Annotated in this window: 10 protein-coding genes; 6 read left to right on the top strand and 4 right to left on the bottom strand. The window is 46.7% G+C overall.

The window, feature by feature from the left end; all coding sequences use genetic code 11:
- The first annotated feature begins 4 nt into the window (after nt 1–4).
- Nucleotides 5–1,792: a GGDEF domain-containing protein gene (locus N179_RS12065; RefSeq protein WP_035398791.1), complete on the top strand. Its 1,788-nt coding sequence runs from the start codon at nt 5–7 to the stop codon at nt 1,790–1,792.
- Between the two features lie 55 nt (nt 1,793–1,847).
- On the opposite strand, the gene N179_RS12070 is transcribed toward N179_RS12065, so the two are convergent.
- From N179_RS12070 to N179_RS12080, 3 genes are read right to left on the bottom strand one after another with little or no spacing between them, the layout of a single operon-like run.
- Complete coding sequence (locus N179_RS12070) at nt 1,848–2,492, bottom strand: hypothetical protein (RefSeq protein WP_023467267.1); 645 nt, start codon at nt 2,490–2,492, stop codon at nt 1,848–1,850.
- Nucleotides 2,489–3,661, bottom strand: coding sequence for a DEAD/DEAH box helicase (locus tag N179_RS12075; protein WP_023467266.1), 1,173 nt, complete (start codon nt 3,659–3,661; stop codon nt 2,489–2,491). The genes N179_RS12070 and N179_RS12075 overlap by 4 nt, the downstream gene beginning before the upstream one ends.
- Before the next feature lie 28 nt (nt 3,662–3,689).
- Nucleotides 3,690–4,118 (bottom strand): hypothetical protein, encoded by a 429-nt coding sequence (locus N179_RS12080; protein WP_023467265.1) that lies wholly within the window; start codon nt 4,116–4,118, stop codon nt 3,690–3,692.
- 340 nt (nt 4,119–4,458) lie between these two features.
- Here N179_RS12080 and pflB point away from each other — a divergent pair, with 340 nt between their 5' ends.
- From pflB to abc-f, 3 genes are all read left to right on the top strand, one after another.
- On the top strand, nt 4,459–6,708 hold the full coding sequence (gene pflB / locus N179_RS12085) for a formate C-acetyltransferase (RefSeq protein WP_075642944.1): 2,250 nt from the start codon (nt 4,459–4,461) through the stop codon (nt 6,706–6,708).
- A 34-nt stretch (nt 6,709–6,742) separates the two neighbouring features.
- A complete protein-coding gene (gene pflA, locus N179_RS12090) occupies nt 6,743–7,462 on the top strand; it encodes a pyruvate formate-lyase-activating protein (RefSeq protein WP_023467263.1) in 720 nt (239 codons plus the stop codon).
- 274 nt (nt 7,463–7,736) lie between these two features.
- Nucleotides 7,737–9,437, top strand: coding sequence for a ribosomal protection-like ABC-F family protein (abc-f, locus tag N179_RS12095; RefSeq protein WP_075642945.1), 1,701 nt, complete (start codon nt 7,737–7,739; stop codon nt 9,435–9,437).
- Nucleotides 9,438–9,509: 72 nt separating this feature from the next.
- Here the strand turns inward: abc-f and rsgA are convergent, their stop codons facing one another.
- Nucleotides 9,510–10,559, bottom strand: a complete 1,050-nt coding sequence (gene rsgA / locus N179_RS12100; RefSeq protein ID WP_035398795.1) for a ribosome small subunit-dependent GTPase A — start codon at nt 10,557–10,559, stop codon at nt 9,510–9,512.
- Between the two features lie 273 nt (nt 10,560–10,832).
- Between rsgA and N179_RS12105 the strand changes: the two genes are divergently transcribed.
- Entirely contained in the window at nt 10,833–11,210 is a 378-nt protein-coding gene (locus N179_RS12105; RefSeq protein ID WP_023467260.1) for a lmo0954 family membrane protein, read from the top strand.
- A gap of 51 nt (nt 11,211–11,261) precedes the next feature.
- Complete coding sequence (locus N179_RS12110; protein ID WP_023467259.1) at nt 11,262–11,879, top strand: PspA/IM30 family protein; 618 nt, start codon at nt 11,262–11,264, stop codon at nt 11,877–11,879.

Below are 11,879 nucleotides of genomic sequence, written 5' to 3' on the forward strand. Positions count from 1 at the left end.
GTCCATGCTTAAATCGAACTATTTCATCCGTTGGTTTCCTGCCATGCTCGTCATGTCTTTTGCTCTAATGATCCTTGCCACATGGACCCCTTCCATCTCTAATCGGATCGTTGAACAAGTACTACAGTATGCCTCTCTTGGATTGATTGCTTATTTTATTCTTACTGCTTATCGTAAGGAACAAGCATTAGTCGTACCAAGACGAAAATTCTGGCTGATCGCTTTAGGATCACTAGTTTTATCCTGTATCGGTTCCGTTCTTGAGACATTACATTTCTTCAATCCAGACTTTCCAGTTCCATCTATTTATAGCCTAATTTTATTTTCAATATCCCATTACGTATTCTTATACGCGATTTTTTACCGAATCATCACAAAACGGACACTCGGACAACACGTACTCGCTTTCGTCGATGCCGCGATCATCGTCGTTTTCATTGGACTTGTCGCGTTTCACGTCCTCAATGAATTGACGAATCCTGGACTGCAAACTGTTCCTTATGCCATCATCGTCATCACGAATACATCACTCGGTTTATTCGTTTTCTTCTATTTCACGTTCATCCAAGAAACCCATTGGGTATCAAGGATGGCATTGTTCTTATTGTTTTTATCCATTTTTATTCGCGGTATCTACGAAGTCTCAAGTGTTTATTTCCCGGACTTCTCAGCGAATTATCTATTGTTTTTCCCGATCTTGATCCGTTTGGTGCAAAGTGCAGCTATTCTATGGCATATTGATCATATCGAAGAAGGAACCACTCGAACGACGGTCATTCCCCGTTCCTGGCTCCCTCTACTGGCCGTTCCTTTATTCATTCATTACATGGTGGAACGAGAAGGCGGAAAGCTCGATATCTTTATCATTTTAGTTTTACTAATCATTCGACAAATCTTGATTGCTCGTCAGCATGGGTTGATCGTCGCACAATTACACGAACGGAATGAACAACTCGCTTCACGCATCGAACATCGAAAACAACAAATTAAAGATAGCGAACAGCAAGTCATCCCACTCTTTCTCGGTCACCCTGATCCGATGATTCGACTCGATCAATCCGGAACGGCACTATACGCGAACTTAGCTGCCCAACGTCTGTTTCATTTACCCGACATGACGATTGAACATATTCCTCGTACGATGCGTCACCTATTAGAAACACTTGAGACAGATATCGATGAGTATGAAGATGAACAACATAGACGATATGAGATCATTGATATTCCGATTCAAATTGCTGCCACCTCGATGGGACGTTTCACGATTTTACATGACGTCACTGAACGAAAGCTCCGGCAAAAACGGATCGAATACCACGCCTACCATGACGCCTTGACAAGTATCGGAAACCGTCGTTCGTTAGAGCGAGATTTTTCGAACCATCTCCTCGAGATGAATTATCTTGCGGTAGTCGATTTAGACGGTTTTAAGCAAGTCAATGATACGTATGGTCATGAAGCAGGTGATTACGTATTGATCGAGGTCGCGAAACGATTGAGCGAGCATACGAATTCTTTAGAACAGGTGTATCGACTGGGTGGAGATGAGTTCGCGATCCTCTTACACGCCGATGATGAACTGTCCTTACGTCGAAAATGTAAATCCTTCTTACACTTTTTAAGACGTCCTTACGTCTATAAAGGACAATCCTTATTCGTTTCTGCAAGCATCGGTGTGACCGCGTGTCATAAAGCTGATCTTGAAACATGCTTAAAGCAAGCCGACCTTGCCATGTATCGCGTGAAACATCGGGATAAAAACGATGTCGCCCTATATCGAGCAGATTCTTGAAAAAAAACCTAGAACACATTGATCATAATCGGTCATGTGTCCTAGGTTTTTTCGATTATTCTTCTGGTCTCGGCGCAATGTTGCCTTCTTCGATATCGAGGAGTAAGTCGATCAATTCCGCACAAAACTCAGGGTACTGGCGAAGCAACGCGTCTTCTCCTACTTCATCCACGAAATCTGTCAACAAGGCGAGGACTTCTGGTACCAGTGCGCGCGCTACTTTCATGTAGGCAATCGCAAAGCGCCATTTCCCAGAAATGTAGAGCAGTTTTCCAATCAACAAATCACCTGGTTCGACTTCAATCTCAGACAAATCCGTTTGATACGTCTGTTTTGACATCAAATCAACGACACCATCCGCCTCGACTTGAAATAGCGAGGGCATCGGGTCCGCTAATCCACGCAAGGCACGATAGAGGCTAGGCGATAACTCTTCTTTGACCTGCTCAAGAAAACGACCGTGCGGCGTTTTTCCTTGATCATCCGTCTCATAGAAGATGGCCCAATCTACGAATAAGTCCCGGAACAACTCAGCATCTTTTAAATACCAACGTCCCTCCGTTGCAATCTCTTCTATGAAAGCGACCCAATCCGTACTACGTGCTGTCGCTGCTTCTTGATACATCTTCTTCAAGGCTGCATTCATTTCCGCTTCAGAAACCGTCGTCGGAAACGGAATTACTTTTCGATCGTTCTTCATTTCGATCGCCCTTTCCGGTGAGGAGTAGCCGGTCGTTTAATCGTCTGAGGTGCTGTGAATTCACGTTTTGGAATGACTTCCCCACGGTAAATTTCCATTGCTTCCATCTCGACGCCCATTTGCTTCGCAAGTGTTTTTAAGTGTTTTAAGTCTTGATCCGTAACAAGAGCAAGTACCATTCCGTTCGCATTTCCACGTCCCGTCCGACCTGAACGGTGTACGAAATCGTCAAGCGACTCCGGTAAATCGTAATGGACGACATGCGTGACTGCTTCGATATCTAGACCACGTGCCGCAAGACCTGTCGTGACGAGTAAAGGAAACTCTCCTTTTTTGTAAGAACGTAATGTCTCCATTCGCTCTCGTTTTCCTTTTTCAGCATCCAAAATCCGATATTTCAATGAGAATTTACTCAACTCACCATTTAATGGTCCGAGGAAGGAGCGGTTGTTGATGAATGTCAGCACTTTTGATCCTTGCATGTTCGCCAGGCGACGTAACAATTCCGGCTTCTGACGACGTGAAGTCTCCAAATAACCGAATGTCACTTGTGTGCTGACGGCACGCTCAACCCGAATCGTCTCAGGGTTGTTTGCAAGCGTCCGTCCCCATTCTGCTGTCCGTTCCGGCAATGTCGCGGAGACGAATGCTAACTGACGATCGCGTAGTGCACTGTTTGCGATTCGCGTCGCCGAGTCACTCATACCACTCTCATAGATTTGATCCGCTTCGTCCAAGACGATCAATTTCACCTTATGCATCTTTAGCTTCTTCGAATCGATCAACTCAACGAGACGCCCTGGCGTTCCGACGATGATTTGTGGTTTTTTCTTCAATCGTTCATATTGTCGTTTTAATTCAACACCACCAATGAATGCACCGGATTTGATACCACTTCCTTGAGCAAACAATTGAATGACTTGATGAATTTGCATGACGAGTTCCCGTGTTGGTGCCGTGATCACGACTTGCACGTGTGGTTCTTCTACTTCAATCTTTTCTAAAGCTGGAATGACATAAGCAAGCGTCTTCCCTGTTCCTGTTGGCGCTTCAGCCAGGACATCTTTTCCTTCGCGCAACAACGGAATCGCTTGTTCTTGAACAGGCATCAACTCGGTAAAGCGCGCCCGTTCCCATGCTTCCTGTAAAAATGGTTTTGTAAAGTTCATAACGATTTCTCCTACTCTCTTAATTCCATCATGCCGTTACGTATTCGACATGATCTCCTGATGCATCACGGTATCCCCGTAATGTCTGTGTATATTCATTTCCTGCGTCGAGCAATCGAATGTGGAATCGAATCTCGCTTTCACCGGCTTCTTCTTCTAAAATCTCGAATCCTTGGATGACACGATCCTGTAATTCTGCAGCGAGTGCCGGGTACTCCGCAAGACTCGCATACGTCGCTTTTACGTCAACCGGACGACGAACAAGCGCAATCCAATACGATTCATCATAGCCGATAAAGTCTTCATAATCAAAATCATCTTCAAATCGAATCCAGAATCCATCATTTTCGAATTCCGTGATCATTCCCGTTCGCGTTGAACCGTCCGATCCGATTTTCAGCGAGACCCAGTCTCCCGACTGATACTCTCCTTGTTGTGTTAATGATACATACTCCATTTGGCACACCTCCACGTTCTATATTCCCTTTTTCATTGTCAACGATACATCTTAAAAATACAAGGCACCGTAGCGTGACATTCCTCACAGTTTCAACTGTTCTAGTAAATCTTTTTCAAATCAACTCATACAGTTTCTAAAAAACCTTGATTTATCAAGCGTCAACTGTTTTTTTGTTCTTCACTCTTTCATGAATACAGAAATAAAGAAAGGCTGTCATACCAACGTTTTTACACTTGTTAAAACATTCACATGAACGTAAAGGGAATCACCCCTTCCTTTTGTTACACTATTCACATAAGGAACTGATGATTAGCTCAATATTAAAGGAGTGGTATCCATGTTATTAGAAAAAACAAGTGCCTGGGCAAGCTTTACGTCTGGTGAATGGGTAAAGACGATCGATGTCGCAGACTTCATCCGACTCAATCGCACGGAATATAAAGGAGATGATCACTTTTTAGTCGGTCCGACGCAAGCAACGGAACGTCTCTGGCAACAAATTCTACAGCTGACGAATGAAGAACGACAACGTGGTGGTGTATATGCCGTCGATGCTAAAACACCATCAACGATCCTCTCGCATGATGCAGGGTATCTGAATCGCTCACTTGAAAAAATCGTCGGTTTACAGACAGACGAACCGTTTAAACGTTCGATTCATCCGAACGGTGGGATTCGGATGGTGAATGATGCCCTAGCTGCGTATGGCTTTGAAGCAGACGAGACCGTCACGAAAACTTTCAGCGAGTACCGGAAGACACATAACCAAGGGGTTTTCGATGCCTATACCCCTGAAATGCGCGCTGCACGTAAAGCCGGTATTATCACCGGATTACCTGATGCTTATGGTCGCGGACGGATCATCGGTGACTATCGTCGTGTTGCTTTGTACGGAACGGCACGCTTGATCGAAGAACGTAAGAAGGATTTAAAGGCACGTGGCGGGTTCTTATCTGAATCGATGATTCGCGACCGTGAAGAGATGAATGAACAGTTGCGCGCATTAACGGAATTGACCGAGCTTGGAGCTCGCTATGGTTTCGATCTCTCCCGCCCTGCAGAAACAGCACAAGAAGCATTCCAGTGGGTCTATCTTGCCTATCTTGCTGCCATCAAAGAGCAAAACGGGGCAGCCATGTCACTCGGTCGAGTCTCGACGTTCCTTGATATTTATGTCGAACGTGATCTTGCGGCTGGTCGCTTGACGGAAGAGACTGCACAAGAACTCGTCGATCATTTCGTCATGAAGCTTCGGATCGTTAAGTTCTTACGGACACCAGACTACAACGATCTATTCTCAGGTGATCCGACGTGGGTAACGGAATCAATCGGTGGAATGAGTGAAGATGGACGATCAAACGTCACGAAAAGTTCATTCCGCTTCTTACACACTCTCTCGACACTTGGTCCGGCACCGGAACCGAATCTAACCGTTCTCTGGTCTACTCAGCTTCCACGCGGATTCAAGGAATTCTGTGCGAAGATGTCGATCGTTTCAAGCTCGATTCAATATGAAAACGATGATTTGATGTTACCGGTTTATGGAGATGATTACGGCATCGCTTGTTGTGTCTCCGCGATGAAGATCGGGAAACAGATGCAGTTCTTCGGTGCGCGAGCAAACCTGGCAAAAGCATTACTTTATACGATCAATGGCGGAATGGATGAGAAGCTCAAAATCCAAGTCGCCCCAGCAAGTCCATTGATGCTTGATGAAGTACTCGATTACGAAACCGTCATGGCGGCTTATGATCGTCAACTCGATTGGCTCGCAGAACTGTACGTCAACACACTGAATGTCATCCACTACATGCATGATAAGTACAGCTACGAACGGATTGAGATGGCTTTACATGATCCAGAAATCTTACGGACGATGGCATGCGGTATCGCTGGTTTATCGGTCGTCGCTGACAGTCTATCTGCCATCCGTTACGCAACAGTTCGTCCAATCCGAGATGCGGATGGGATTGCAGTTGATTTCAAGATCGAAGGCGAGTTTCCGAAGTTCGGGAATAACGATGAACGGGTAGATCAGATGGCGGTCGATCTCGTCACACTGTTCATGGAGAAAATCCGTAAACATCCAACGTATCGCAATGCCCTTCCGACGCAGTCTGTCCTGACGATTACTTCAAACGTCGTCTACGGTAAAAAAACAGGAAATACGCCAGATGGACGCCGTGCGGGTGAACCATTCGCACCTGGTGCTAACCCGATGCATGGACGTGACACTAGAGGAGCTGTCGCCGCACTGACATCTGTCGGAAAATTACCATATGAACATGCGCTCGACGGGATTTCCTACACGTTCTCGATCGTGCCAAAAGCACTTGGTAAGGATGAAGCCACACGCATTCGCAATACAGTCGGATTACTTGACGGATATATGGGTGGTACGACTTCAAAAGGACACCATTTGAATGTCAACGTCTTTGACCGTGAGACGTTACTCGATGCCATGGAGCATCCAGAACAATATCCACAGTTAACGATTCGGGTATCCGGTTATGCAGTCAACTTCATTAAACTGACGCGTGAACAACAGATCGATGTCATCAATCGAACGTTCCACGGTTCTCTCTAAAATGATGTGTAGTATGTGAAAGGAAGTGAGCAGGATGACCTATGGTATGATCCATTCCGTTGAATCATGTGGAACAGTCGATGGTCCTGGCATTCGATTCATCGTCTTTACGCAAGGATGTCCACTACGATGTCAATACTGTCATAACGTGGATACATGGGAGTTCGGTTGCGGACGGCGTGTCTCAGCAGACGAAGTCGTAAAAGAAGCGATCAGCTATCGCTCCTTTTTCGAGGCCACGGGTGGCGGAATCACCTTCTCTGGAGGTGAACCGCTCGCTCAGCCAGAATTCTTGGAGGCTGCTTTAACAGAAGCAAAACGCCATGGACTGCATACGGTCATCGATACCGCGGGATCCGTCGTCCCGAAAAACATCGATGCGATTCTCGATGCGACGGATCTAGTACTACTCGATATCAAACATATCGACGATGCCGCTTGTCGCGTCTTGACTGGACGGAGTAACGCCAATACACTCGCCTTCGCAAAACGCCTAGCCGAGCGAAACATTCCCGTCTGGATTCGCCACGTCCTCGTTCCAGGTATTACGATGTCAGAACATTTCCTCCGTCAGACCGGCGAGTTCATCCGGACGCTCGGAAACGTCGAGCGCGTCGAAGTACTCCCTTATCATCAACTCGGTGTCTATAAGTGGGAAAACCTCGGTCTCGCATATCCGTTAACTGATGTGCTTCCCCCTTCATCAGAAGAAACGGATACTGCGCAAACCTTACTTGAATCGTACTTGTGTTAACGTTTCCATTTTGTTACAATGACGGCATAGACTATGAACAGGAGGTACAACATCGAAATGAAGCAATCACTCGTACACGTCGCTTGATGAATGAAATCATCTCTTTCGCAATGCAGTTGCGGATGTCTGACGCTACGAGTCTGCTCTATTTCGGTGTGACCAACCTCTGGCCAGCACCTTCTTTGAGTTACACTCCGGCACACCATCCGCTCGCTTCGGATGGTGTGTTTTTCATTTCATCTTATCGGAAATGAACACTAAAGGAGCTGCTTTTATGCCTACTGAAACACTTACGATCCAACACCTATCGATGGACTACGACGAACGACGTCTTTTCTCGGACGTTTCTTTTCATATTCATACCGGTGAACATGTCGCCTTAATCGGTCCGAACGGCATCGGAAAAACGACACTGTTACACTTGATCGCTGACCAACTTCAGCCGACTGACGGTTCGATCAAGCGTCATTACAAAAAACTCGGTCTACTATCACAACACTTCGTAGCGGGCGATCACACCGTTCTTGATTTCGTCGAACGAGCGGATGCGGTTCGTTATCAACTTCGCGCTAATGCCATGAATGGTGACTTGACGATCTATCAACAAGCACTCGATCAGGACGCCTTCTCGCTTGAAGCAGATGCAACACGCGTCTTAAAAGAAGTCAAATTAGAGGAAGCACTCTGGACACACAAAGCATCCAGTTTAAGCGGTGGTGAACAGACGCGCCTCCAACTTGCCTGCCTGCTTCTGTCACGACCTGATTTCATCATTCTCGATGAACCGACGAATCATCTGGATCAAGAGACGCTCGAGTGGCTCACGGAATGGGTCAACATGTCACGGACCTCGATTCTCTACGTCTCACACGAACGATTCTTCATCGACGCAACAGCTGATGCCGTCATTGAATTATCCGAATCAGGGGCAACGCGATACAGTGGAAACTACCAGTCCTATAAAGAACAAAAGGAACATCAAGCTCTGTCGCAACAACGAGCGTACGAAAAACAAGAACGCACCCGTAAAGAGCTGACACGCATGATTCAAGGATACCGGCAATGGCATCAAAAAGCCTCGAATCAAGCGAGTGAACGGGATCCGTATGCGAAAAAGAAGGCTGCTAAACATGCGACGAAGGTCAAGGCAAAAGAGCAGCAACTCGAGCGTCTACTCGAGGATCGTGTACAAAAACCACAAGTTGCACCGACTGTTCACGTCGCATTCGAACATGAAGCGATTCGTGCGAAACGACTGATTTCGTTTGAACGTGTCTCTTTCATGCATGAGACGAAACCGATCCTAAAGGATGTTTCGTTTACGGTAGAACATGGTGACCGAATTGCTGTCATCGGACCGAATGGAAGCGGAAAAACGACCTTACTGCGTCTCATCGAGGGCGAATATGCTCCTCATCAAGGGAACATAATCCGTCATCCTCGATTGAAGACCGGCTATTTTTCACAAGCCCTTTCCCACTTACCGACATCAGGTACGTTGTTAGAGGCATTACTTGAGTACGGCACGATGAGTGAAACGGACGCCCGGACGTTACTCGCCTGTTTTTTATTCCGTCGCGATGATGTTTACCGGTCGATTTCCGACGCCAGTATGGGTGAGAAATGTCGGATTGCTTTCTTACGCCTGTATTTTTCTGGTGCTCACTTGCTTATTCTCGATGAACCAACGAACTATTTGGACCTTGCGACTCGTGAACAAATCGAAGCCGCCCTCGATGTTTTCCCTGGTGAGCTCCTCTTCGTCTCCCACGATCGTTATTTTACTGATCGGCTGTCGAATCGGACGTTTGATTTAACGACTGGATTCAACGATCATCCGGTCGGAACGGCCACGGTACGAAACGCGCGCCGAAGTGACCCTGAAGCGATTCAATCCGACTTACATCGTCTTGATGCGTTGACGGGTAACGTGCCGTTCCATACAGAAACAAATGAATTCCTTTCAAAAGAATAACGAGAAAAAAGCATCTGCATAGAAAAAGAGACTCCTTTTTCCGTTGCAGATGCTTTTCATATTTCAGTCGTATTATCGCTTTTGATACTTCACTTTCGTATGCGCTTGGGCCTGCTTGTGGATTTTTTTCCACTTTTCTTTCTCCGCCGCCTGCAACGCCACATTTTGCTTGCGTTCCGCATAAGCGATTTCTCGTTTTAGCTTGACGAAGCTATTCCAGCGTTCAGCAGTTAGTGTGCCATCTTCTAAAGCTGTCCGAACGGCACAGCCCGGTTCCTTATCATGTTTACAGTCTCGGAAACGACAGTTTTCAGCAAGCTCCTCAATATCGGAAAACGTCGACGATAGTCCGTCACTTCCATCCCATAAGGCCAATTCTCGCATCCCCGGTGTATCAACGAGCAGTAGACCGTTCGATAGTCGTTTCAGTTCGCGATGCGTCGTCGTGTGACGTCCACGTTCATCGTCTTCTCGTACGCCACCCGTCTCCATTAACTGTTCTCCAGCTAAAGCATTGACGAGCGTCGACTTCCCGACGCCGGACGATCCGACTAACACGATCGTCTGCTTGATTTGTAACTGTTCACGCAACTCCTCTAATCCGTCGCCGGTCAAAGAATCAACGGCAAGGATTGGTGTTCCGAACGCGATCGCTTCGACAGCCTGCAGTTCCGTTTCAATCGACGGCATCAGACTTTTTTTCGTCAGGACGATGATTGGTGTCACCCCTGCATCCCAAGCAACCGTTAAATAACGTTCCAGTCGACGGACGTTGAAGTCATGTCCAAAAGCCATGACGAGCAAGGCAACGTCGACATTCGCGCAGATGATTTGTTCCTCGGTCTCCGTTCCTGCCGCTTTTCGGGAAAATTGAGAAGATCGTGGCAAGACACGTTCGATCCGTCCCTTCCCCGGTTCTCGCTCTGTTTGGATGATCCAGTCACCAACCGCTGGTAATTCAGCTTTCGTTCCCGATTGAAAACGCAATTTACCAGACAGTTCGCTCAGCGATTCTCCTGTTTCCGTCATGACGCGATAATGTGTTTGATAGACGGCTATGATCCGTCCTAATCGTTCTGTTCCTGTCGTTTCGTAGACAGGTGGTGTACCCCATTCGTTCAAATGGTTTCCTCCTCTGATTTAAGGGAGGGAAACCCCTCCCTGGTTTCCGATACATGTTACTTTTTTAGCGTTGATTGTTGCACTCATCAACATCACTCCTCTCGATTCAATTCCCTTATAGAGTATCATATGAATCATTGGTTCTGATAGCGCTTCCCTTAAAGTCAGACCTTCTCTCCGCCTTAAGCCCGAGAGCAAATACGGTCCAAAGAGTGTCGTAGGAATAGAAGGACTCCCGTATCATAAAGGTATCAACACAAGGGAGGCTTCCTCATGAAGCAATCGAAAGGAAAACAACTGGTGATGATTCTCGCCGGACTGGCGTTACTTGCCGTCGTTATCGGAACATTACCGCATATGATCGGACTTGGTTTAGGGGCGTTACTCGCGTTCTATTCGATCAGTAAGTTCATGCAATCGAACAAATGGCCAGCGAAACTCGGCTTCGGATTCCTAGCAGCCATCGGAATCGGGCTTGCCCTCTCGAACATCTGGGCAGTCATCGGAATCGCAGCAGCCATCGCATTGTACGTCGGTTACATGCGTATGAAACTACAACGTGTCAATGTTCAAGATCTCTTTAACCGTCGCCGTACATCAACGACACATTTCGAAGCAGACTGGAAAGACCTAGACGAAAAACGTTTCTAATCAAAATGTGTGACCCGATATCATTCGCCACTTCCAAGGAGGAATTTTTTCATGAAAAACGTATTTGATCAACTCAACGATTTTGCGACACAAATGATGACAGAAGTCAAAAAAGCTGCTGAACAGGGCGAAGTACCTGCTAAGAAACTTGTTCGTCATATCCGATCAACAGAAGCTGATTTAAAAGAGATTGATCGACTACTCGAGCGTCAACGGACATTGCTGCTGGAACTGACACAAAAACAGGAAGAAGCGAAGGATTTAGCCGATAAACGCTTCAAGCAAGTCGAAATCGCGAACGAAGCCGGTGAACAACAACTGGCTGAGCGTGCAGCCATCGAATCGAAGCATTACGGGGAGCAGTACCGGTTCTTTGAAGAACTCGTCGCTGAGACGAAACGCGAGCTGAACGAATTGGAACGTGAAGCCCTCGAATTGAAGTTAAAGCTCGAAGATCTACAAAACAAACGGTACGAATGGATGATGCGCGAAAACGTCTCGAACTTAAAAAACAAGATGAACCAGGTGCTAGATCGCGAACCAAATGCTACTATAAAAGAAGAAGCACATCCGTTCACGGCAGAAGAGCCTGAAGCAAAACAACCAGCCGTTGATGAAGATGATATCGATGCGCGTATCGCTGAACTCGAACGCCGCATTCACCAATAA

The sequence above is a fragment of the Exiguobacterium indicum HHS 31 genome, assembly GCF_001939065.1.
Classification (GTDB): Bacteria; Bacillota; Bacilli; order Exiguobacteriales; family Exiguobacteriaceae; genus Exiguobacterium_A; species Exiguobacterium_A indicum.